This window comes from Bradyrhizobium shewense (assembly GCF_900094605.1).
Taxonomy (GTDB): domain Bacteria; phylum Pseudomonadota; class Alphaproteobacteria; order Rhizobiales; family Xanthobacteraceae; genus Bradyrhizobium; species Bradyrhizobium shewense.
In genome coordinates, this window is record NZ_FMAI01000004.1 from 245,970 (window position 1) to 270,002 (window position 24,033).

The 24,033-nt window shown below is 58.5% G+C and carries 20 protein-coding genes; 10 read left to right on the top strand and 10 right to left on the bottom strand.

What is annotated here, in order from left to right; translation table 11 throughout:
- Positions 1–35: 35 nt before the first annotated feature.
- Both GA0061098_RS10160 and GA0061098_RS10170 read right to left on the bottom strand, forming a co-directional pair.
- Positions 36–1,010 (bottom strand): GDP-L-fucose synthase family protein, encoded by a 975-nt coding sequence (locus GA0061098_RS10160; protein ID WP_091956197.1) that lies wholly within the window; start codon positions 1,008–1,010, stop codon positions 36–38.
- A 753-nt stretch (positions 1,011–1,763) separates the two neighbouring features.
- Positions 1,764–2,693: an ABC transporter substrate-binding protein gene (locus GA0061098_RS10170; protein WP_245323206.1), complete on the bottom strand. Its 930-nt coding sequence runs from the start codon at positions 2,691–2,693 to the stop codon at positions 1,764–1,766.
- A 449-nt stretch (positions 2,694–3,142) separates the two neighbouring features.
- Here GA0061098_RS10170 and GA0061098_RS10175 point away from each other — a divergent pair, with 449 nt between their 5' ends.
- The 7 genes from GA0061098_RS10175 to GA0061098_RS10205 all read left to right on the top strand — a co-directional run bounded on the left by GA0061098_RS10175 (position 3,143) and on the right by GA0061098_RS10205 (position 11,254).
- Positions 3,143–4,510: an undecaprenyl-phosphate glucose phosphotransferase gene (locus GA0061098_RS10175; protein ID WP_091956359.1), complete on the top strand. Its 1,368-nt coding sequence runs from the start codon at positions 3,143–3,145 to the stop codon at positions 4,508–4,510.
- Between the two features lie 15 nt (positions 4,511–4,525).
- On the top strand, positions 4,526–5,101 hold the full coding sequence (locus tag GA0061098_RS10180; RefSeq protein ID WP_091956199.1) for a WcaF family extracellular polysaccharide biosynthesis acetyltransferase: 576 nt from the start codon (positions 4,526–4,528) through the stop codon (positions 5,099–5,101).
- 42 nt (positions 5,102–5,143) lie between these two features.
- Complete coding sequence (locus GA0061098_RS10185; RefSeq protein ID WP_091956200.1) at positions 5,144–6,568, top strand: endo-1,3-alpha-glucanase family glycosylhydrolase; 1,425 nt, start codon at positions 5,144–5,146, stop codon at positions 6,566–6,568.
- 92 nt (positions 6,569–6,660) lie between these two features.
- On the top strand, positions 6,661–7,809 hold the full coding sequence (locus tag GA0061098_RS10190; RefSeq protein WP_165637273.1) for a glycosyltransferase family 4 protein: 1,149 nt from the start codon (positions 6,661–6,663) through the stop codon (positions 7,807–7,809).
- Entirely contained in the window at positions 7,806–9,161 is a 1,356-nt protein-coding gene (locus GA0061098_RS10195; RefSeq protein ID WP_091956202.1) for a hypothetical protein, read from the top strand. Before GA0061098_RS10190 ends, GA0061098_RS10195 begins: the two co-directional genes overlap by 4 nt.
- Entirely contained in the window at positions 9,162–10,169 is a 1,008-nt protein-coding gene (locus GA0061098_RS10200) for a glycosyltransferase family 2 protein (protein ID WP_091956203.1), read from the top strand.
- A 203-nt stretch (positions 10,170–10,372) separates the two neighbouring features.
- Positions 10,373–11,254, top strand: a complete 882-nt coding sequence (locus tag GA0061098_RS10205) for a glycosyltransferase family 4 protein (RefSeq protein WP_165637274.1) — start codon at positions 10,373–10,375, stop codon at positions 11,252–11,254.
- Between the two features lie 24 nt (positions 11,255–11,278).
- Here the strand turns inward: GA0061098_RS10205 and GA0061098_RS10210 are convergent, their stop codons facing one another.
- From GA0061098_RS10210 to GA0061098_RS10250, 8 genes are all read right to left on the bottom strand, one after another.
- Positions 11,279–11,989 (bottom strand): hypothetical protein, encoded by a 711-nt coding sequence (locus tag GA0061098_RS10210; RefSeq protein ID WP_091956205.1) that lies wholly within the window; start codon positions 11,987–11,989, stop codon positions 11,279–11,281.
- Positions 11,990–13,438 carry a lipopolysaccharide biosynthesis protein gene (locus GA0061098_RS10215; protein ID WP_091956206.1) on the bottom strand — a complete coding sequence of 483 codons (1,449 nt, stop codon included), beginning with the start codon at positions 13,436–13,438 and terminating at the stop codon, positions 11,990–11,992.
- Between the two features lie 421 nt (positions 13,439–13,859).
- Positions 13,860–14,594, bottom strand: coding sequence for a hypothetical protein (locus GA0061098_RS10225; RefSeq protein ID WP_129590829.1), 735 nt, complete (start codon positions 14,592–14,594; stop codon positions 13,860–13,862).
- A 22-nt stretch (positions 14,595–14,616) separates the two neighbouring features.
- On the bottom strand, positions 14,617–16,884 hold the full coding sequence (locus GA0061098_RS10230; protein ID WP_091956209.1) for a polysaccharide biosynthesis tyrosine autokinase: 2,268 nt from the start codon (positions 16,882–16,884) through the stop codon (positions 14,617–14,619).
- A 283-nt stretch (positions 16,885–17,167) separates the two neighbouring features.
- The gene (locus tag GA0061098_RS10235; protein WP_091956210.1) at positions 17,168–17,791 is read right to left on the bottom strand and encodes a hypothetical protein; all 624 of its coding nucleotides are present in this window, start codon (positions 17,789–17,791) and stop codon (positions 17,168–17,170) included.
- Between the two features lie 140 nt (positions 17,792–17,931).
- Positions 17,932–19,434: an O-antigen ligase family protein gene (locus tag GA0061098_RS10240; protein ID WP_245323207.1), complete on the bottom strand. Its 1,503-nt coding sequence runs from the start codon at positions 19,432–19,434 to the stop codon at positions 17,932–17,934.
- A gap of 31 nt (positions 19,435–19,465) precedes the next feature.
- Positions 19,466–20,203, bottom strand: coding sequence for a hypothetical protein (locus GA0061098_RS10245; RefSeq protein WP_245323209.1), 738 nt, complete (start codon positions 20,201–20,203; stop codon positions 19,466–19,468).
- 9 nt (positions 20,204–20,212) lie between these two features.
- On the bottom strand, positions 20,213–21,415 hold the full coding sequence (locus GA0061098_RS10250) for a polysaccharide biosynthesis/export family protein (protein ID WP_038973340.1): 1,203 nt from the start codon (positions 21,413–21,415) through the stop codon (positions 20,213–20,215).
- 408 nt (positions 21,416–21,823) lie between these two features.
- Between GA0061098_RS10250 and GA0061098_RS10255 the strand changes: the two genes are divergently transcribed.
- The 3 genes from GA0061098_RS10255 to GA0061098_RS10265 all read left to right on the top strand — a co-directional run bounded on the left by GA0061098_RS10255 (position 21,824) and on the right by GA0061098_RS10265 (position 24,030).
- Complete coding sequence (locus GA0061098_RS10255; RefSeq protein WP_245323210.1) at positions 21,824–22,261, top strand: hypothetical protein; 438 nt, start codon at positions 21,824–21,826, stop codon at positions 22,259–22,261.
- A gap of 76 nt (positions 22,262–22,337) precedes the next feature.
- On the top strand, positions 22,338–22,613 hold the full coding sequence (locus GA0061098_RS10260; protein ID WP_091956213.1) for a hypothetical protein: 276 nt from the start codon (positions 22,338–22,340) through the stop codon (positions 22,611–22,613).
- A gap of 145 nt (positions 22,614–22,758) precedes the next feature.
- Positions 22,759–24,030, top strand: coding sequence for a hypothetical protein (locus GA0061098_RS10265; RefSeq protein ID WP_091956214.1), 1,272 nt, complete (start codon positions 22,759–22,761; stop codon positions 24,028–24,030).
- Positions 24,031–24,033 lie beyond the last annotated feature (3 nt).

Sequence of the window (24,033 nt, forward strand, 5' to 3'; positions counted from 1 at the left end):
ATAAAAAAGTTTCTTGTAGTCTTACGTAGTTTTTCTCAGCGCGTCGCGCTGACTTCCAGATGACGTCCAGAGCCCTTTAAAAAGTCTGCGTAGGCGGCCGCGAGACCGGCCCGCAGAGCGACGTTCGGTCGCCAGCCAAGCCCTCGAATTCTCGAGCTATCGAGCAGCTTGCGTGGCGTGCCGTCAGGCTTTGACGTATCGAACGCGAGCTCGCCCTGATAGCCCACGACCTCCGCGACTGTCCTCGCAAAATCGGCAATCGACAATTCGTCGCCACTGCCAACATTGATGGGCAGGTCACTCGAATAGTTCTTCAGAAGGAAAACGCAGGCATCTGCAAAATCCTCGACGTTGAGAAATTCGCGGAGCGGCGTGCCGGTGCCCCACACAGTGACTGTCGGAGCCTTGGCAAGCTTGGCTTCGTGGAAGCGCCGGATCAGCGCGGCCGGAACGTGGCTATGATCGGGATGATAATTGTCGCCGCGGCCGTAGAGATTGGTCGGCATGACCGAGATGAAATCATCGCCATATTGCCGACGAAAGGCCTGGCACATCTTGAGGCCGGCGATCTTGGCGATCGCATACCATTCGTTGGTCGGCTCGAGCGGACCGGTCAACAATTCGCTTTCGGCGATCGGCTGCTTGGCGTGCTTTGGATAGATGCACGACGAGCCGAGGAACAGCAGGCGCCGCACACCAACCGCGTGACTTGCACGGATCACGCTCAATTCCAGCGCAAGGTTGTCGCAGAGAAAGTCGACCGGAAAATTGTTGTTGGCCGCGATACCGCCAACCTTTGCAGCGGCATGAATCACGACGTCCGGGCGATTGGCTGCGAGCCATCTGAGCGTGGGTTCTTCCTTTGTCAGATCCAGCTCACGCCGATCAGCCGTCAGCACGGTGCAATTCTCTGACGCAAGCCTTCGGACGACAGCCGATCCGACCATGCCGCGGTGACCCGCGACAAAGACACGTTTGCCCGTGAGATCGTAGGTTGAAGCCCCTGTCATCGTATCCTCTACCGGCGATCGATTGGCCGGATCGTCACTCCCGTGAGATCCGGCTACCGCCGCATGACGCAATCACGCTGCCGATGCAGCCCCGCCAAACTGGTAACACAATCTTCACCATGCACCAGCCTGTCCCGGCCCGACAAAGATATTCATGGTGAACCCGTGCTGCGCGCACAAAAGAGCAGCACACGGCGAAACAAAAATGAGCAAGGCAGCCGCATGAGCTGTGCGGCTGCCTTGTAAATCTTCTAAAAAGCGGCGCTCGCCGCTCAGGTCAGCCGAAGCTCAGTATGCCCGACGCAGGACAGGACCGACGGGCGCGCAGACACGGTCCATATACCAGCCATAGGGCGTCTCGACCCGCACCAAGGGGCAGTGGCGCGACGGCACATACCTATATGGGTAGGGCTGCGCCCAGAACGTGACAGGGGTCGCCTGGCTTGCACCCGTGAACAGGGCCGCCGGCGCCGGCATTTGCATCGCCGCGCTTGCTCCGCTCGCGGCACAGAAGGAAACGGTGGCGGCCAAAAGGCCTGCTCGCATCAAGGTCTTAAACATCCCAAAAAGCTCCTTGCCCCTGCGGATTTGGTCCATTCCCCGCGCCCCACCAGGCCGCAACCCGAGAACCACCGCGAACCAGCCTGAATAGTAAAGCCTAGATTACCAAGGCTAGGACCAAAAAGGCAACCGACGCTGCAGCTTGGGGAGGCCCTTTGTAGCGATATGGCGCGCAACTGTGGCTTCTTGGTCCTATTTTTCCTCGCTCCAGGCGCCCGGGGCAGCAAGGTCCGGTGAACGTCGGTACACATCTCGAAGGAACTGATAGTTGACGGTCTGGGCCAGCGGCACGTCCTCTTCGCCAAGTTTGGCGAAGAGGAGAATGTCCCGAAGCGTCCGCCAACGGCTTTCGTCGTAATCGCCGATGCGCCCCCCTGTCGGCAACACGAGCGGACGCAGCTGCTGCAGTTCGAATTTCAGCCGCTCTGAATTCAGCCTGGCCGGCCCGGCGCCAGCCAGAACGGGCACGCTCCGTGCATTGTCGGCGTAGGTAAATTGCCATCCTCGGATGAGGCCCTGAAGGACATCGGCAATCATGGATGGCTGTTCATGGACGAGAGCGTTACTCGCGAAGTAGACCAAGCCAGGAACATGGATGCCGTAGTCTTGCGGTTTGATGACATTCAGCTTCGTGAACTTCGAACTGGAGGGATCCGGTTGCTCGTCGATTGCGGCGATGATGGCATCCACCTGCCCGCCCCGCAGGGCTTCGAAGCTGTCGCGGTCTGGCACCTTGGTGATCTGACTTCGGGGAAGGCCGAGCTGCGCCATCATGGCGTCGAAAACGACGTCGCCCTCACTCGCCCTGCGGTACCCAATCCGCTTTCCGACCAGGTCGGCCGGACGCCGCAAACCCGAGGCTTCAAGGGTGAAGATCGCGACGGAGGTATCGAGGAAGCTCGCGGCGAAGGCGGTCACGGGTACGCCGCGCCAGCTCGCCAGCAGGAACTTCTGGCCGGTCGTCACGCCGATGGCATGTTGGCGTGCAACGGTCTGGACGAACTCGGGGTCTTCGGGCTGGGCCGCCACCTCTATGCGGGAGGAGAAATATCCTTGCCTCGACGCCGAGAGCTCGCCGGCGAATCGCGCGCCATACTGGCCGTCGAGGAGGAGCTCGACCACGACGGCCGCGGAGGCCGTCGGAGCTCGTACGGGGGCCACATCGGGGCGAAGAAGCAGAAGCGCGGTCCCCACCAATGCCGCCGCAGCGAGGCCAATGGCGAGGTAACGCCTTCCTCTCGGCCGGGTCCGCCGCCGGGACTGGGTTCGGGGCAACGAGAACTTCCTAACGGGTTGTGAAATTTAACATATCAGTCGAGGCGAGATGGGCTACAATGAAGCTTCTGGGGTAAGGTTAATTTTCCCTTCGCCTTGTTTTAAAAGCGATTTTGACCGATAGCACAGCGCGTTCGGATAATGAATTTTGCGTCAATGGGCTTGGCAAGATGACGATTCTTTCCACTCGACCGGTGCCCGTCCCTGATTCTGCGACGGAAATTGGTACGGTCGAGCAATCCCCGGCAACAGGCTATGCGCCGAGCTGGCTGCGTCCTGTGGTTGTCGAGCGGCTGATGGCTGTGGTCGATGCGGCGCTGATCGTGTTCAGCGGGATCGGCTGCGCGGTCGGCTATCACATCGCGACCGCGGGCACGCTCGGCAAGGCGGACGTCTATGCGGCGGCCAGCGTCCTGGTTGCAATCAATTTCATCCTTCTGACCATCGTGCAGCACGGCTACCGCCTGAAAACCGTCACCGACTTAGCCCGCACGTTCCGGATGACGCTGACGACGTGGACCGGCCTGTTCGGCGCGCTGCTGGCGATCGCCTTCACGATGAAGGTCAGCGACGAGTTCTCCCGCGGCACCACCATCTCGTTTTATCTGGTCGGCCTCGCCGTTCTGCTCGCCTGGAAAATCGCGGCCGCGCGCTGGACCGCGCATGGCTTGCGCACCGGCGCCTTCGCCAACGGCCGCGCGATCATGATCGCCGAGTTCGGCCTTGCCACCTCGTCCAACGCGGTCGATGACCTCGGCCAGCACGGCTACCGCCTGATGCGGGTCATGGAAATTCCGGCCACGGAGCTCGCCTCGCCGCTGCTGCTCTCCTCGCAGGCGCCGCGCTTCGAGGAGCTGATCACTTATGCGCGCGAGAACCGGATCGAGCACGTCTTCCTCTTGATGAACTGGAGCCGGCAGCACGCGATCGACAGCATTCTGGATGCGCTGAAGATCCTCCCCGTCCCGGTGCATCTGGTGCCGGACGCCAACACGGCGCGCTTCCTGCGCTATCCGCTGGTCGGCACAGGCAACACCTTCACCGCCGAGCTGCGCCGCGCGCCGCTCACCTTTCGCGAACGTGCGCTCAAGCGGGCGCTGGATCTCGTCGGCGCGAGCTTTGCACTCCTGGTGTTCGCGCCCGTGATGCTGGTGACCGCGATCCTGATCAAGCTGACCTCGAAGGGTCCGGTATTCTTCCGCCAGACCCGCCACGGCTTTGGCGGGCGCGCCTTCAAGATCTTCAAATTCCGCACCATGCGCGTGCTGGAGGACGGCCCGACCATCGTCCAGGCGCAGAAGAACGACCCGCGCGTCACGAGAATCGGCAAATGGCTGCGCAAGACCTCGATCGACGAGCTGCCGCAGCTTCTCAACGTGCTCAAGGGCGACATGTCGCTGGTCGGCCCCCGCCCGCACGCGGCCGCCCACAACACCGAATATGAGCAGATCATCGGCAACTACGCCTTCCGCCACCACGTCAAGCCCGGCATCACCGGCTGGGCCCAGGTTAATGGTTACCGGGGAGAAACCCACACGCTCGACCTGATGCAGAAGCGCGTGGAGTATGACCTGTGGTACATCAATAATTGGAGCTTGGCGTTGGACATAAGGATCTTGCTCGGAACGGCGCTGGTCACTTTCGCCCGCCCGACTGCTTATTAATCTAACGAGATACTCATGAACGTCGATGAGCGACCGAGGTTTCAGGACCTCTCGCGCTCCAAAGCGCCGCCTGGTTTCAGAGGGCGTTCGGGCTTGACTGTGCTGCTGTGGCAGACGGTCCAACAGACATTGTTTGCCTGGTCTCCTCAGCCAGCCTATGGCTGGCGACGATGGCTGCTGCGACTGTTTGGAGCTGAGGTGGGTAAAGGCGTCCTCGTGAGACCTACGGCGCGAGTGACCTATCCGTGGAAGGTGAAGCTGGGCAATTACTGTTGGATTGGCGACAATGCCGAACTCTACAGCCTCGGGCCAATCACCATCGGCGACAACGCGGTGGTCTCACAGCGCTCTTATATTTGCGCAGCCACCCACGACTACAAGGACATAAAGTTTCCGCTCGTTGCGGTACCAGTTGTGGTTGAGCGGGAAGCTTGGATTGCTGCTGACTGCTTTATCGCTCCAGGAGTAACAATCGGCATAGGAGCGATCGTTGGTGCGCGAACTACGGTTCTTCGTGACGTGGAGGCACGCGCGATAGTAGCGGGGCATCCCGCCGCCCAAAAAGGATTTCGGCCGTGCGCGGAGGAGTAGTAGTTCTCGGCGCTCCCTCTAACGTCTTGTCGATAAAGTTAAATGAAAAATAGAATCAGCTTCTCGCCTGCGCCTTATAGACACTCAATCCTAAGCCTTTGGACAGTCGTAGTTGTCTTGCTCTCGCTAAACTGGGGTGCTGCGGGTCAACATCAAACGGGATCGCGTAAGCCGCTCGTTCTGGCGCACTACATGGTCTGCTGCAGTCACTTAGGTCACGACGCAACGATCGAGCAACTGAAAAATGAGATGGACGAGGCTCAAGATCGAGGGATCGATGGCTTTGTTCTCAACATTGGAGCTTGGTCTGCCGAACCATACTACAAGAAAATCACTGAACGGATGTATCAAGCGGCGGATCAAACTCGGCGCCAATTCAAGCTCGCGCTGTCACTCGATGGACTTCCACTGGAGGATTCGATCGATGCCATTAGGCTCGCTACAGTACATAGGAGCCAGCTGCTAACCGACGACCGGATTTTTGTGTCTTCTTTTGGTGGAAGCGCACAATGGGCTGTAAGCGTAAAGGAGGGTGCCAGAGCTCAGGGGATCGATATCTTTTTCGTACCTTACCTTTTTTATCCCTTAGCTGATCGTTCTGCATTACTTGGACAACCCAGCCGAGACACATACGTCGCTTCAAAAGTGCTGAATGACATGCCCAGTTTGGATGGATACTTTTACTTTGGCGCGGCCAGATCACCGGATGATTTAGCCAAGGCGTTCTTGACTATCACACGGACAGTCAAGGGGGCTCAAAAGTTCACAATGCTGGGTATTAGTCCGTATTATAAAGGTTTTGGGCCTCGCAATTCACGCGTCTTCGAAAGTAACGGCTTTCAAGGCATGAAGGAGCAATGGATCTCGGCTATAAGAGCCGCGCCTGAAGCTGTAGAACTCGTAACTTGGAATGATTGGGCTGAGGCCACCTACCTCGCACCATTCGGAAGCGCATCCGATCAGAATGTGCTCAACTATCATTGGGGCCCTCTTCTTTCACATTCCGGCTTTCTTGATGCGAGCCGACATTTTATTGAGTGGTTTAAATCGGGCATCGAGCCGATCATAGTTCGGGATCAGCTGTTTTATTTTTACAGACTCCATCCAAGGGACTCGGATGGCCTGATTAACCTTCGGACCGGCTCGTTGGGCAAACCATATGGCTGGCAAGCGCTGAATGATCGGATTTTCTTTACGGCGTTCCTGACGAGGCCGACGCAGATTTTGGTTTCGACCAAAGATCGCGAAGAAGCCTTCGAGATGCAAGCTGGCGTTTCCGACTTCTCCGTACCCATGAACTTGGGATCGATCCAGGTTCAAATGATCCAAAACGAGAGAGTCGTTGCGACGAAGTTACTTGAGTTCGAGATAAGCAGCCTCGCGATCACTGGCAATTTTAATTACTTCAGCGGAAATGTTACGCCACTGATCGCAGACTCCTCGCGGCCGAAAGACTCAGAGAAATGATTGCTACAAACACCAATCGGGGACAAGTCGGGGTATATCACCCGGGCACTCAACACTCTTGGCAGACGGCGTTGGCCTTCCAAGAAGGCCAGATGCTGTCCTGGTTCACAACCTCAATTCTATACGATCCTACGCGGTTTCCGTACTCTGCAATAAAACTTCTGCCGCGCGGCCTTCGAGAGCGGGCGCAACGGGAAATTTCTCGTCGCGAATTCCCGAGGTTGGACAACCGTTTTGTACAGCAGTTCGGCTGGCTAGAGTGGGCCGCAGTACCATTCCGCCGAGCCCGGATGACGAATGCCGCGCGTGCGATTTCGGAGGCCAGCGCTCGATCTGGCGCCAAAAAGGTCAACAGCTTAATAAAAGGGACAAACATCGAGAGTCTTTGGACATTTGATACTGTCGGTCTTGAAGCATTGAAGGTAGCGAAGGAAGCTGGAGTCAGATCCGTCCTAGATCAAACGATCGGCCATATGGCGTCTCTAGATCGAGCTCTGCGCGAGGAAGCTAGAAAGAATCCGAAATACTTTCGCGGCGGCACTTTCCAGATTCCGACCAGGGCCATCGACCGACAAGCCGAAGAGCTTATGATTGCTGATGCGGTTGTCGTGGGTTCGAATTTTGCCGCAGACACTCTGGTGCAGAACGGCATCTCAAAGGATAAGATAACAGTTCTTCGATATGGCTTCGATGAAATGTTATTCGATGAGCCGACTCTCAGGCGAACGCCGCAAGATCGGCCTATCAAGTTCCTGATGGTGGGGTCGATTAATCCCCGAAAAGGCGCGCAGTATTTGTTTGAAGCCTTTCGCCACATTAGTCCGACGGCTGCCGAGATCCACATTGTCGGCCCGATGGAGATTAGCCCTGATTTGATTCCTAGTGATCTACCTCACGTGCACATACATCCTTCTGTCGCGCGCAAGGACATCCCTCGTGTCATGAAAAGCGCCGATTGTCTTATCCTGCCGAGTCTATTTGAGGGCTGCAGCCTATCCTTGCACGAAGGGGTGGCTTCGGGCCTGCCAATCATTCACAGCACATCTGCTGGCGATGGAATTGTCGACGGGAACGGGCTGATTCTTGACCGGGTGTCTACAGAATGCGTTCTGGAAGCGGTCACCAAAGTTGTCGATCAGCCCAGCTTGATCGAGGAATGGTCCCACAGATCCGGTGCACTGGCTAGCGCTCATAGTGCCGTCGCATATAGAGAGCGAGTAAGAAGGTATTATCTTCAATGATAGAGCTCGCCCTCGTATTCCAAGTGGCGATCTTTGCATTGGCAATGCACTTCGCTATCAGTTCTCGCCGCTTCCATCTTGGCGACCCACTGTTCTATTATCTGGTGTTCCATGGAATCTTTTTTGTACTTCGGCCCATTGCTGTTCACCTGTTCGACCTCCGCTTCGTCGTAAATCGAATCGGCTTCGAACTCAGCGATGAACTCTTCGTTTGGACTCTCCTTTGTTCTGACGTTGGCCTCATTGCATGGCTGGCCGTTGGCGCAACCGTAAGGGGCATCGGCAAAAACCAACTTCGTGAAGTCAGCGCGCTATTGAGTCGAACGCCACATGAAGAGCAAACCGCGCTCTTTGTGGCGATTGCAATTTTAGGGCCTATCGCCCTTTATTCTGCTTATATCGGAATCGAGGCGCGCGTGCTCAATGGTTCGGGCGAGGCGGGGCTCGTTTTGGATCAGGCTACGGGCGTCACGATCAACTCGACCTCAACCGGCTACCTAAATGACGCGCAGTACATGCTAGGGAGCCTGGTTCTGCTCTCAATGGTGTGTCTGAAAGGCTTGTTTGTTCGTCTGGCGATTCTCGCCGCTTTCCTTATCGTCCGCCTCTCGATCGGAAACGATCGCTGGACCGTTGTCTTCTTGCTCTGCAGCCTGGGCATCCTAACCTCGGCCAGACGAGGGAATTACAGAATTCCACTTTGGGTGTATCTTGCAGCGGTTCCTGCGTTTGCGATCTTCACGCTATTGGGTGAGGCGAGATATTTCATAAGAGATTTGTTTTTTGGGACCGCGCTTTCGTCCGGACAACCTGCTGAAGTGAAGACCATTATCGATCGCTTGAACGGACCTGACATAGCAAACTTCGAGTTTCTGGCCTTCATCGTCAATACCGTCCCGGATCGGACTGGAACATACAGCTATTTCGCTCAATGGCTCCAGCTTTTTACCGAACCGATTCCTCGCATCCTCTGGGCCGACAAGCCGGTCGGAGCTCCCATTTCGCTATTTAGTCTGAATCACTACGGGAATTTCTTTTTCTACTCCCGAGGCATGATTGGTGACGCTTACATGAGCTTGGGTATCCCGGGCGTAGTGATCGTAGCCGGAGTATTTGGCCGACTTATATCTGCGACAGCTCGCAAACTGATGTCGGGAGGCATGGGCAAGCCTGGCGTGGTGCTTGGAATAGTCATTCTTCCACTTACAATACAGTGGCTGAGAGATGGTGGCGTCGTTCAGATCACCAAGTTCGTGATGTGGAATAGCTTGCCAGTACTGTTGTGGAGCTTTGCTCGGAGCCAGCTAAAAAAGAAGCGCCGGCTAACGCGGCTTCGCGGGGTGTATCAATAGATGTCGAACGAAGCCGAAGCAATCATCGACCGGGCAGCGCACGCGACATTTGACGTTGCGGTAGTCATCCCCACTTTCAATCGCGCCACAACCATCCTTGAGACATTGAAAAGTGTTCTAAAGCAAACGCTTCCGGTGAACGAAATTATAATAGTTGACGACTGCTCCAGCGACGAAACGGTCTGCCTTGTTGAGAGCGTTCGCAGTTCGATTGTAAGGGTAATGCGAAATCAGACCAACGTGGGCGCCGCGGAATCCAGGAACCGTGGCGCCTTTGCAACGAAGAATTCGTGGATCGCTTTTTTGGACAGCGATGACGTTTGGACTCCAGACAAGCTGGAGCAGGATCTCCGCGCGCTAGAGCGAAACCCAGATGCAATAGCAATTGCGTCGAACCACGTGGCCGAGACTGATGGCGGTAATTTACAGCCGGCCACGCGGAAGGAAAGAATCGCGGAACCGTTGGCCCTGTTAAAGGTGGAGAACTATCTCGGCACGTGCTCGACAATGACTGTGCGACGAGAAGCGCTGGCCAGCATTGGCGGCTTCACTCCCTTTCTAAAATCCTGCCAAGATTGGGATCTTTGGATAAGGATCGCGCGAAGGGGGACGATTGCGATAGCGAGACCTGGATCGGTATTCTACCGGGTTACCAGCAATGCTAATATCTCCCTTGACGGAAAGAAGCGCCGCGCCGGCCACGTCTTTATGTGGAAGACGGCAATTCGACCATGCAAGAGAGATACTAAGACTCGCTCAACCCTCGCTCTTACCTTTGCTGATATAGCGGCCAACCTAAACAAGCGAAGGTCGTTTCGCAGGTTGTGCATGTATTCCATGAAGTCAAAACCGTCTAACGCAGTGATCGCAGGACTGATGCTTATTTCGATTGTCGGAGCTCCGGATTATCGAACCTATCGGACTCGTGTAGTTCGTCGATTGGGAACGCTGCGGGCAGCTCGCAAGGTTGCGTCACATCGCCTGCTTAGCAAACGGACCAACGATTGATGGCTCCGAGCGGAAAAATCGTACTCGTTGGTGCATTTCCGCCGCCGGTACATGGATTCTCCATTGCAAATGCATCAGTGGGACGAGTTCTAGAGATCAACTCGCTTGAAACGACACGGTGCGATCTGTCGCCCGGGCGAGGAGATTACTCGTGGGAGCGCTCCTTCGACTTCGTATGTCGGCTCTTTAGGATGCTACTATGCTTGATATCAACCGATGTTCGCCTCACGTACATCGGATTTTCGGGCGGCTCGCGGCAGCTAGTTGACCTACTCGCTATTTTCATAGCGCGCGTCAGAAATCGCCAAATTATGATACATCACCATAGTTTTGCATACATCAATGAGCGGAAGGTCCTTACAGCCATCATAACCAAGATTGCAGGCCAGGCAGCAATTCACGTCGTGCTTTGCTCCTGCATGGCCCAGAAGCTGCGGACCTTATACTCAGATGCGCGGCAAGTGATTTGCCTTTCTAACCTTGCATTAATGGAAGCAACCGGGAGTGTTAATCTGCACGCGCGAGGTCTCGAACGAACCGGGCTGCTGCGCAGTGTCGGCTACCTGAGCAACATCACCGTGGAAAAAGGCTTTCTGACCTTTATCGAAGTAGTCGAGAAGCTTCATAAGTCATGTCCGAACATTCGCGCCATCATCGCTGGTCCTTTCTCGGATAACGAGAGCCGCGAGGCCTTCGAATTGGCCCTAAACCGGGGCGTTCCGCTAGAATACCGAGGGCCTGTTTATGGTGAGGCTAAAGAGGAGTTCTTTTCGGCGATTGATATTCTGCTGTTCCCGACTCGTTACGTCAATGAAGCAGAGCCAATTGTTATCCTTGAGTCAGTAACCCAAGGAGTTCCGGTAGTTGCAAGCGCGCGCGGCTGCATCTCTGAAATGCTGCCCAACGGAGCGGGGCGAGTTGTTTCAGAAGACGCTTGGCTTGGAATTCATAAGTGGCTTTTCGAGCTAGCAACGGCTCCATCCAAGATGGACGATCTTCGGCTGACCACGCGCCAATCAGCCGTTCTGATGGTCGATGCATCTAGGTTTCAACGCGAACAGTGGCTAAGCTACTTGACAGCCTAGCTGCGGCAGATTCACCAAATCGCTTTAGAAGAACGCTGCCGATTCGAACTTCCCGGAAGCAATCACTGTCTGACGCTTTGCAGCTAGCACGTCACCAATACGGTAGTTGAGGTGCTTCTTGCTCAGCACGTCGGCAATTCGCTTAGCGAGTTCCGACTCGCCGCGTCGCTCCGCATCATCAATCACGATTACAAACCCATTATGATTTAGCAACTCCACCAGCGGGAGCGCCGAATGCCGCGAGAGATATCTCGAGCCAAAAGCCGGAGGACCGTCAATCAGCAAGAGCTCAATTTTGGAGGGGATCTCGACCTTTGCGAAATCATACCCGCCAGCGTACGCGCTGCCCGACAACGGAACTAGCTTGAGTTCGTGCCCGACTTTCTCTTGGATAAAGTTCCTCCAAAAATTATCATGCTCAACCGTAATAGCCGAGCCGTCGAAAATACCCCGCTTCTTGAAAGCATCGATGAGAAGAGTTGTTTGGCCAGCGCCCAGTTCGACGATCTGCTGGAATTGGAAGCTCTGAACTAGACGGCTAATCAGGTACATAAGACTGTAGTTCGCCGCAGAACTTACAGGATAAAAATCGTTCACGATGCCAAGACGTTCAATATCGCGATCGAAAATCCGCTGATAAACGGCCTCAAACTCCGGTCGAACACCGCCTCGCAAGGCGGTGCCTAGACGACTTAGCTGCTTCCGCGCGGAAAAGGTTAGTAACGAGTAAGACATCTAGCGCTCTCGACTACTGAAATGGGTCCGAACTTGGATGGGTGAAAGACGAACAGCAGCGACAAGCATTGACCAAGGCAACGCAGCTGCGATGAGAATGATGCCGGTCTCGACGAGGGGACCCAACGAATGGCCGACTGCCAGTCGACTTGCGCCCAAAGCCGCCCCCCCCACAACCGTCGCGATCAAAACACCCGGCACGCAAGCCTTCGCGTAGTCTAAAAGGGAGAAAGTCCCATTACGCTGGGTGATCCAGATTATGATCGGAACAGCCAACACCAACGTCGCGAAAGAAAAGGCCGCAGCAGCATATGTTGGACCAAAGTAAGAGCCCACCAACGCGCTTCCTCCTCGGAGACCAACGTCAGCAATTCCCCACCACTGCAGCTCCATGACGCGCCCTTGACTAGTCATAAACTGAGCGAACGGCCCCACCAATCCAAGTGCAGCCAGTGACGGAGAAAGCCATGCGAGGATCTCACCTGCTTCTCCCCACTGGGGTCCTAACACCAAAATTGTGCCCGGCACCGCAATGAACGGCAACACCATGGCGAGCGGAACAAAGATTATGCTGGTGAGCGTGAGAAGGCGACCATAAACCTCGCGAGTACGGTTGATGTCCCCTTGAACGCGACAGAGCAGCGGAAACTGCACTTGGAGATAGGGAGCCAATATAAACGATACCGGTAAAGCATACAGGCTCTGCGCTCTATTAAAAAAGCCCATAGCCGAGGACCCTGACTGAAACCCGACCGCAACAGATCCAATGTTATTTGTTATGTAATTGAGGACGGTGAAGCTACTAACTCGCACACCAAATGCCAAGTGATGAAGTCCTGATCTAATTGCTCCATCTATCTTCGGTATCCAACTTCCAAATAAGAGGACTATCACAGAAGTCGAAACAGCTTGCGCAAGTGTACCAAGAACCACAGAGACAGCGCTCCTGGTTACATAAGCTAGCGATGTAGACACTAGTGCCCCGACCGCAAGCCCGCCAATCTCAGCAAAGAAAATACCTCTTAGATTAAAATCGCGTCGGAGAAGCGCACCGTGAACCGAGCTGAGCCCGCTCGCCAGCAGGCTTGCGGAAGACACATAGAGAAGAACCCTAATATCTTCCTCATGGTAAAAGTCGCTGACGACCGGCGCAGCGAGGAGGATAGCGACCGACGTCACTACGGAAAGAAGAGCATTGTACCAGAAGAGAGCGTTTCGATCATCAGATGAGAAGTCAGCTGATTGTATAGCCGCCGAGGAAAGACCGAAGTCGCGGAGCGACGTGAGTAGCCCAGTGAAGGTCGCCACCATGGCGACCAGGCCAAACTCGTGCGGTGTTAGCAACCGCGCCAATATGGCAAGCGAACCGAATGATATTGCAAATGACGCGAACCTATTAGCGTAGGCATACGTCGCTGCACCGGCCAACTTTCGCTGATCTAGGAGCACGCTAGACCTGGCTCAATTTCGTTATGAAGCATCTCTGTTTACTTCTGCTCGATTGAGTAGCGAAAAGCCGTAATCCCGCGCATGGATCCGAGTATCGTATCTACCCTTTTATACCCCTGCAGCGCCACCTCGTTGCACGTCTGTGAGCCAAAATAGCAAACCTTGGTCTTGATCAAACGTGGGCAATTGTTCTTTAAGCTCACCACGTGATCTAGAATCTTCGGATCTACTGCGTGAGGGACCGCAGCGGCTTCGATATCGAGGCAGGGACGTCCAAGAGCATCTTTGACTACCTTGCCGGCTTGTTCGGCTGGCCCCTGAAGGGTTAATCTCGACATTGACGGACCTGACTGACCGAAAGTCCCATTCGCTCCGCCCAACAGGACAGAGGCAATCAGCATCGGAAGCAAGCGAATTTGCATCAGCGCCAGGGCCTTTCATTACGTTCAATTCCAGGGATATTGACATTGATCCCATCTGCTTGAAGCCGCTTCAAGAGGCTGGTCTTCGAGGACACGTCGACGTCGCGCAGCGCGGCCAAAAGGCTCTCCCTCTGAGTCCATCCTACTCCCATCAAGTTCGACGCCGCTTCTTCGACAAAGTCCGCATCAACCATCTCTGAGAATTCAGACACAGCAGCCTGTCGTGTCCAATCTCCGAGCACCGGAAAAATGGCAAGCGAAAGCCGATTGCGTCGGAGGGCGATCCATCCCTCATGTGGTCCAGCCAAATAGGAGCGATCTAGATAACTCACAGTCTTAGGATCGAAGCCATTGCGAGTCGTCTCAACTGAATAAAGCATCAGCCAGAGAAGGGACTCGGTTGGACTCACATGCAGCGCGGCAATGAGTTTGCGTTCGGCCGCTTCGACCTCGCGATCTGCTTCCTCTGAAGTCTTTCGCTGCATTGCTTCCTCAGCCGTGCGTAGCCTGACGAGGACATCAGCCAACGAGAGTTGCGATTGCTGAATTGGGGGCGCCGGATCGGCTTCAATGCGCGCTAGCATCTGATTGAGAGCGCCAGGCTTGAAGCGTTCATCGGCAATAATCCGTGCCGTGATATCGCGAGCTGGCGTGCTTCGCCAGAATGAGGGCAGAGCAGTCAGCGACCAGAACACACCAAGAAGGCCGAGCGGCAGCAATAGCCCGCGCAGCACTGGGTCCCATGGTAGGCCGGCGCTATTCCACATACCCGTAGCGGGCATAGTACTTCTGGTAGTAATAGCGGCCGTGATAGGACTCGTACCGAGCTAGCGCCTTGGTATCGGCCTTATTCAGGACCACACCCAACAGCTTGTCTTGGATCTCGGGCGAACCACGCAGATTGTGCCTGACCACATCGATCTTGGTCTTACCCCACTCAACAACGAAGATGTAGGAATCAACGAACGCCGAGGTGACGCGCACGTCAACCACCGGCGCCATCGGCGGCATATCGAGCACCACATAATCGTATTTCGATCGTAGCAGCGCGATGAGGGCATGCATCGCCTTGGAGGCAAGGACCTCGTTGGTGTGCAGCAGCTTGGAGGTGGTGCCCGCTGGCAGAATGGACAGCTTAGTCTCCGCATCAACAATGAGCGCATCTTCGAGCTGCGCCTTCTGAGCGACTACGTCAACGAGACCAACCTGCGCATTCGGCACCAAGGCGCGCGATAGAGAGGGGTTTCGCAGGTCGGAATCGACCAGAATAACACGCGCACCGGAATGTGCGATGAGCTGCGCGAGGTTGGTTGAAAGCGTGCTCTTGCCTTCGTTCGGGAGGGTCGACGTGACCGCGAGTACTCGGTTCTCGCGTACGATGGAGTTGAGGTCCACAGCCACCTTCAGCGAACGCACCGCCTCAGCGAAGCGCGATAGCGGATTCTCGACGACATAGCGCAAGAGATCGGGCTCGGGGTTGTTCTTCCCGGCGCGCTTGCCGCCCAGCACCCTTCCGCCAATCCCCCTCGCGGAGGCCGTGTTGCCGAGCGCCGGCAGGATCGAGATGCAATTCGCGCCGAGTTCCTGCTCGACTTGCCCGGTGGTCCTGAAGACCTTGTCAGTGAACTCGCGCGCCATCGCCGCGCCAAAGCTCAGCAGAAAACCGCCGAACAACGCGCCAGCCAGAATGACCAGCGTCTTCGGATAGCTCTTCTTCAGCGGCGTTGTTGCGGCGCTGATCACCCGCGCCTCAGTAATCGGGAACGACTGTTGCTGCACGCTCTCCATGTAACGTTGAAGGAAATTGTCGTACATCGCCTGGTAGGACTGCGCGTTGCTCTCGAGCTCGCGAAGCTGCACCTGGGCCTGGTTGGTGAGCTGCGATTCCGAGACGACGTTGTTGAGGCTCGACTTGATGGCCTCCTCGCGCGTCATTGCGATATCGTAGTCGCTCTTGTAGGATTCCTGGATGCGCTTCAGCTCGTCGATGATGTTCTTCTTGATCTCGGCCATCTGGCGGCGAAGGTTGACCGCCGCGAGGTGATCCGAGCCGTATTTCATCGCCCAGATCGATTCCTTCGAGGCCATGTCGACATATTGGCCGCGCAGCTTGACGATGGTGTCGTTCTTCAGCGCGTCGGCGACGCTGGCGTCGGGGATCTCCTGCTTGAGAATATCGTTGATGCGGTCCATCCGCGCCTTCGCCTCGGCGGTGGCCGCATGCGCCATGATGAGCTGGCTGTTCACCTCCGCAAGCTGCTGCTCGTTCATCAGCCGGCCGCCGGTGTCGACGATGTTGTTCGCGGTCTTGAAATCGACGACCGCCTTCTGCGCGGCGGAAGCCTGCGTGCGAAGCTCCTTAATCCGGTCCTGGAGCCAGACGCTGGCGCGGCGCGTCGCCTGGTACTTCGCCTCGAGCTGGTCGACGATATAGGCGTCGGCAATGGCGTTGGCGATCTTTGCAGCCTTCTGCGGATCGCGCGAGGTGAACCCGATTTCCATCACATAAGTGAGGCCGAGACGCTTGATGGTGCGGGCTTTCTCGAAACGATCCAGCGCCTTGCGTGTCTGCTCGAATTCGGAGGAAGCACGTCCTTCGGCAAACAGGCCGGAGACAGCGCTGATCACCGTCCCCAGCAGTCCACCGCCGCTGCCAGTGAATTCAGGATCATCGATCAGGTGCAGGTCGCGGATCACCGCGAGGCTGATGTTCTCGGATTTCAGGATCTCGACCTGAGTCTCGACCGTCGCGGAATCGACCGCGATATCGCCGAGCACCGATTGCTGCTGGAACAGCTGCACCTTGCGGGTGTCGATCACCATCGAGGCAGTGGAGGTGAACTGCGGCGCGGCGGTGAAGAGATAGAGCAGCGCCAGGATCACGCAGGCCGAGACGATCGCGACCATGGTCGGGAACTGGCGGCTGATAATGTCGAGATAGGAGGTCAGCGTCTGCGACGCCGAGCCGTCGGCCTCGGCGAAATCACGGTTGATCTCCGAGGTCGGCTTGTTCACCTGCAACATCTAGCAATTCCTGAAAATGGATCGATGTGTCTTATTGGGATTAATGTTCGCCGAAAGCCCGGATGTGTCCGGAGCAAACCTGATGCCAAAGCCCGCGCTGCGCGAAACACTAGCACAATCCTATCCGCAATTGAACGCGCATGATGCAGCGCACAGCTCCGCTTGCACGACATTTTGGATGAAGCTTAACGGCCCAAACGTGAAAGCGGCGCCCGATGGCGCCGCTTTGGTTAGGTCGTGAAGGAGGCAGCGCGGAGGCTTTTCGTCTCCGGACAAATACGGGTCAGCGCGTGCTGATCCGATTCGCGGCGTTGGTCGTGCCGGTCACGCCGGCGTTCGCGTTCGGGCTGACCGTCGTCGCATAGTGCAGGCCGCCGAAGCCCGGCGCGCCATTGTTAGCACCACCGGTGTTGCCGGGATTGCCCGTCGGGCCGCCCGCGCCGGAGCTACCACCGCCGCCACCACCGCCAGTCGCGGCGATCGCGACGTCGCCGGTCGCGGCCTGGTAGGCGGCGATGACGTCGGCGTTGCCGGTGTTGGCGATCGCGGCCTGGATCTCATTGGCGAAGGCCTGGTCGCTCGACGCGGCCATGCGGGCGACCTGGGCGAGGCCGCCGACGATCGCGCGCATCTGGTCCTTGGTGGTCGCGGGATCCTTCAGGAGCGCGATCAGGCCGGGAAGCGTGGTCGGATCGGAGGCGCCGAGATCGCGCACGCGCGAGATCAGCTGCGGGCCGCCGGTCGGATATTGCTGCAACAGGCTGTTGGGGGAAGCCTTGAAGTCGGAAATGACGGTGGCCGGCAGCTGGCGCTGCGGCGGGTAAACGGCAGCGCTGGCGGCCGAGGTAATCGTCGCGGCGAGGGCCGCGGCGGCAGCCATGCGAAGCGCAATCTTGATAACGCTCATAAATCAACCTCCAAAAAATCAGCTGCCCCGATGTGCTTCCTCGGCCCGGGCAAATGGCTGTGCAGTGCGGAACCTAACCGAAGAGAAAAGAGCTGTCCACTTATTCTAAAGACTTCGTAAACGACGCAACTGCTTCAAATCTAGACACTTTTGTGAAACTGAGGCACCCGGCTCGGGGCGGCGTCCGCGGTTGTCGGATGGCCCTCGCCTCGCCGGCTGGTAGCGCCCGCCTCCGCCATCGCCCGGCCCTCCTTGCTGCGGAAGGACTGCGCCAGGCCGGCGCCGAAAAGCGCAAAGAATGGAATGCTGTAACCGGGCACCTGCAGCGTGAAGTCGAGGCACGAATGCAGCAGCGACAGCGTCGCGGTCGCCACCGCCGCCAGCGGGATGATGGCATCGCGCCGGCGCCCGAACACGCCCCTGGCCAAGACGAGCAGCATGATGGCCCAGGCGAGCGCCACCAGCAGCGCCATCGGAATGCCCACCTCGGAGGCAAGCTCCAGCGGCGTCGAATGCGCGGCATCCCAGATTCCGCGAATCGAGATGTTGGGGCTGCGGTACGGCGGGAAGGCCCATTGGAAGGTGCCCATGCCGGTGCCGAACCAGGGATTGTCACCGATGATCCGCAGTGTCGATTTCCAGGCCTCGATGCGGCCTTCGTCGACCAGGCCCTGGCTGTCGAAGCGGCTGGAGACGCGGCCGCCGAGCAACTGCAAGAGGCCGAGCGCGACAGCAAGGCCCGAGCCGAGCGAGATCCAGACGCCGGTGCGCGGCGGCAGATCCTTCCTGAGAAAGAGCGTGAACGCGACGATCATCGCGAGCAGCGACAGGCCGACGCCGGCGCGCGAGGTCGTCATGAACATCGCCATCAGGCAGATCAGCAGGCAGCCAAGCTGCGGCAGGATCTCTTTTGGCGGGATCGTGCGCACATCGAGCGACAGGCGTTTCCATTCGATGTGCCGCTCAGGGAGCCGGCGGCGGACATCCTCCAGGATCAGCAGCATCCAGATCACCGCGCAGGAGCCGAAATAGGCCGCCGCCGTGTTGCGGTTGATGAAGGTGCCGGTGACGCTGCCGAGATAGGCCGTCTTGTCCCGCCACAGGATCATAGTGGGCTCGATCAGGAACGAGAGCACGCCGTAAAGGGCGTATGCCGCACCCGAGATCGCGATCACCCACAGCATGCGGCGGGCGCGGTCGCGGTTCGCTCCGACGGTAATACCGAGAACGATAGCGAGGATGTTGGCGAGCGGCGCGCCGAGCGCGAAGAACGCCTCGTTCTTCACGATGGAAGCAGAGGGAGCGATCGGTACGCCCAGCAGATCCGAGGCCTGCTTCCAGATCGGCTGGAACGGCGCGACCCAGGGATGGTCGGAGAGCTGCTCATGCAGCACGAAGGCGTAAGCAACGACGATCACGCCGATCCCCGCGAGCAGCCACAGATGCGGCCGGCGCAGATCGCGCGTCGGCGCGAAGATCACCGCGATCCCGAGACACAGGCACCAGAACGCGATCGACAGATCATTGGTCGAGCCGAACGGGAACGGCGCGCCAGCCACCACAAAGAATAGGACGAAGGTCGCGGGCAAGCTCCATGACCAACGAATCCTGAACCAGATCATATTGGGAGGCCAAAGGCGCATCGTGCTTTCTTAAGGCGAGCTCTGCTTGAGCTTAGAGGAAGCAATCGATCGGATAGATCTTCAGATCGACGTTGAGGCGGCTGTTCCGGGTCTGCGCCCGGAATGCCAAGAATACTCCAAAGCTATCACTGCCCGGATCGAGTTTTATTCCAGGGGTTAATTCGTCGGGCGGGACCAGGACGCCGATGTGCCGGTTGATGGCCGAAATCTCGATCCGCCCCTCCCCCTCGCCAAAATGCCCGCCGAGCTGCGTCACCGTGACTTTAGGCAGGCCGCGGCGCTGATGACAAACCTCCTCCTCCCATAGCTTGGTCTGCTGGACCAGCGGCTTTCCCGCACCATCGGGGACAACGATATCCGGGAAGGACGGGCGCAGCATTCCGAAGAACTTGCTCTCCTTGGAGTTCGCCGACAGCCGGACTGTGAACGACAGCTCGCCCTTGGCTCCCTTGAGGCGCGACAAGACAGGAGCGTCAGGCTCCGCGGAGACCATCACGTCGATGCGGTGGCGGACGCCTAGCTCTGCAGCAGCGCCGAGAGCCTGCCCGAGCGGTGCAAGCCCGAAGCCGACGGGGACGAGAGCCAAAAGACGGCAAAGTGTCCGAAAGCGCATGAAGCCCCTTGCAACAGTGCGGGGTGCCCGATGACCGGCGCCCTGCCCAGTGGCGCCTTGATCTTTCCCGAACTCGTAGCCGCAGCAGAACGGCTTCGATCTAAACGAAAATGGCACCGGGACAAAGCCCCGGTGCCATCGGTTTCGCTGGATCAAGTTGGCGTCTTACGGCGCCAGCTTGACGTTGTTGCGGAAGATCAGGGCGTCGTTGGAGAGATTCACCGCATCCGAGCCGGTGGCCATGATCACGCGCAGGAACTGCAGGAATTTCGTAACTTCGACGTTGCGGGAGTTCGAGACGTAGATCACGTCGCCGTTCTTCATCATGACCTTGGTGGTAAGGAAGAAGCCGCCGGGATCGCGGAGGTTCACGTTGAAGATGACCGGAACGGTCTCGGAAGTGTACTTGCTCACGTCGATACCGAGCTGGGCCGCAACCTCGCGCGGCTCGCGGCGATACATGTACACGGCGGCCGGATCGGCTTGGCCATCGAGAAGACCGCCGGCCTTGCCCATGGCTTCGCCGAGGTTGATGCGCCAGGCATCGAAGTTGAACTCGCCACTCTGGCCGCTGGCGCCGAACGCCAGGAACTTCTGCTGCTCGCGATAGACGTAGATGCTGTCGTCGGGGCGAACATAGACGTTGTTCTCGGGCGCCATCACGAGATTTTCGAACGGTACGGTGGCCCGCCGTCCGCCACGCTCCAGCATGACCCAGGTCTCGAAGCCCTGGCCCTTGATGCCGCCGGCGCGGGTGATCGCATCGAGCACCTTGTCCTTTGCGCCCGCCGCGCTCGCGGGATAACGCGCCGGCGAATTGACTTCGCCGAGCACGCTGATGAGCTGGGTGCGCTGCGAGGACATCGCGACGACCGCCTGCGGCTCGATGGCGCGGTTGCCGATCTTGTCGATGATCGCGCGCTGGATTTGCACCGCCGTAAGCCCCGCGGCCTTGATCTGGCCGGCATAGGGCACCGTGATGAAGCCGTCATTGTCGACCGACTGATCCGGGATCGTCACATAGTTGCCCGGGCGGACGCCGGCTTCCGCCGGAATGAACAGACCGCCTGCCGCGGCTTCAAAGATGGTGACGCTGACGACGTCGCCGATGCCGAACACGATGCTGGCCGGCGGCCGCTTGTCCGTGAACGCCCCAGCGAGCCCCTTGGGCTCATGGGTGTGCAGGATCTTCACCGTCGCCGGATTGAGCGGCACCAGCTCGTAGGCCGGAGCGTTTTCAGTCTGAATCTTGTTGTTGACGTCGTCCGTCAGCGGACCCGAGCCGGGATTGGTCGAGCACGCTCCGAGCGCCAAAGCGGCGGCCAGAAATGCTGGCTTGAAAAGATATGACTTGGCAAAGGAATGCATGAATCGCGCGCCCCAAGAGACCCCAATTAGTCCTGATTGGTACGGCCTAGGGGGTGGTGCGACAAGGGTTCCCGGTGGTTAATGGAGCGATCGGTCGGCTACTGTTGCGTGCGGGCCACTCTTTGGGGCTTGGTTTAACCCTTTGTGACCATTTGTTGTATTTCGTGTGCCCGGTCGGCGAGCAAACCGCCCAACTCAAGGGCTCCGTGTGTCGAGCGCGAGGCTTCTTGACCTCTCTCCGCCCTGCTAAGTCTGGGCCGTTAAGGATAGGAACTCCCATTGTCTGGCCTCCTTCTTGTCCCGCTGTTGGCAGGCTACCTCCTTGGCGCCGCCGATCGCCCATGGGGCTCTGCTACCTCCTGCGCTGGCAGCGCGCGGTCCTCGTGCCAGGGCGCCCCCGTCGTTGAGGTGGCCGCCCCCTCCTCCGTCTGGAAGTTCAGCCGCACGCAAGGGGCTAAGGACGGCGAAAGCTTCGCCGCCATCACGAAGACCGCGGATACCACCCAATCCGACCCGGACTTTGCCGGCCTCATCGTGCGCTGTGCGCCAAAGGGCAAGATCGACGTGCTGGTGGCTCTGATCCGGCCCTTTCCGCCGCGGAGCCACCCCAAGGTCACCATCGCCGCGAGCGGCGGCGGTACCCTGACCTTTGACGCCAGCATGGCGGCCGCAGGCGCCGCGGTGCTGCTGCCCGACGAGGTCGCGGCCTTTGCCGCCGGCAAGTGGCAGTCAACGGCCTCGCTGTCGGTGGTGGTCAGGGAAAGCGACAGCGAGATCAAGGGCGTGGTGGCCCTGAACGGCTTGCGTGAGGCCTATCATTCGCTGCTGGCAAATTGCAGCCAATAGGCCAAATTTAGCCATACAGCTTAAGGGTCTTTTTAGGGTGGGGAACCTAGGGTCCGAAGCACGGAGAGTGTTTCGGATGACCGCGCTTTTGATTTTCAGCTTTCTCGTAGGTGCCGTGCTGGGCCAACGCTTTCGCGTCCTGGTGCTGCTGCCGTTGACCTTCGTCATGGTGCTCGCCGCCATCCCGGTCGGCTTGATGCTCGACCTCACCTTGCTCGAGAGCCTGAAAGGCGTGGCACTCGCAGCCATCGCCCTCCAGGGCGGCTATCTCTTCGGCTCGGCCGCGCGCTTTGGCCTTGCCGCCACACGTGCCGCCCGCGTCTTCGGCCGTCCGATCAAGGCCACCCGCTGATCGGCCGATCAACGCTGCCACCGACGAGCCCGCGCGCAAACGGCCCAAGGTTTGAGCGTTGGACCGAGGCAGGCCTCTGTTTGAAAACTACCCGCTCGCTTGTATGGTGACCTGACCGTTTCAGGATTCCCTTCGAGCGCGCCGTTTGTCCCTCGCTTATTTTGCCCTCATCGTTTCCATCGTCTCCGCTTCCACTCTCGAAATCGCCGGCGCCCAGTTCGGTGCGCAGTTCGGGACGATGGCCGCCGCGCTGAGCCTGCTGGCGGCCACCGCGAGCGCGCGAAAAGCCGACTACGACCATTATGTCCGCGCGACCTCGTGGGGCCGCTGGATCCCAATCGCCATTCCGCTGTGTATCGCGGCTCAGCTCGTCCCGCTTCCGCTGAGCTTTGCCCATCCGATCTGGGCCAGCACCCGCGATGCCATAGGTGGCCTGCCGTTCGGACCGATCACGGCCGATATCGGCCTGACCGTCAGCGCGCTGCTGCTGGCGCTTGCGGCGATCTCGTTGCTCGGTGTCACCATCCTGGTGGTCCGCAACCGCAGCCGAGCCGAGCTGGTTCTCTTTGTGCTGAGCGGCGTAACTGGGGTCTCCGCCTTGATGTTGGACCTGCATCGGCTGTCGCCGGCGCTTGCGGCGACCGTTCCTGCTGATCTCACGGCAACCATGGCCGGCCTCGGTCTCATGCTCAATCTGGCGGTGATGCAGCTCGCTGCGGAACGGGCCGAGACGCATCACTCGGTCCTTCGCTCGGTGGCGATCGGCCTTTGCGGGCTTATGGGCGCGCTGGCAAGCGCGCTTGCGGTGTTCGGCCTGTCGGGCACGAACAGCGCGATCGCCGCGGCCTTCGGCATTGTGCTGATCCTGCTGATCCTCGTCATTCGCAGGCTCGATCTATCGCCATTGGCCGCGGGCGCCTTGTCGGCCGCCGCCTTGATCGGGGCGGCGATCGTCCTGTCATTCCTGTTCGAAAAAGGCTCCGGACCGGTCCTGTTGCGGCTCATCCCGGATGTGGGAGCTGAAACGCGGGCGGCATTGGAGCGGATGTTGACCGACACGCGCTGGTTCGGCGCGGGCGCCGGGACCTTTGCTGCGGTGGGCCGGATCTATCAAAGCGACGTCGGAGCCGCTTTGACGGCGCCCTCGACAGCCACGGCGGTCTTTGCTGGCATGGGATGGATTGGCCTGGCGGCCGCGCTGGCGGTGAGCCTGATCGCGCTGCTGCGCCTGTTCTTCGGCGCCTTGCAGCGCGGACGCGACTCGTTCTTCCCTGCCGCCGCCGCGGCCTGTGTTTTGTTTGCGCTGGTTCAGAGCTTGGCCGGTCCCGGGCTGCTGCGGCCCGCAGCAATCCTGTGCCTTGCAGTGATCGTGGGACTGGGGCTGTCGCAGAGCGTCAGCCAATCCGGATCACGATAGAGC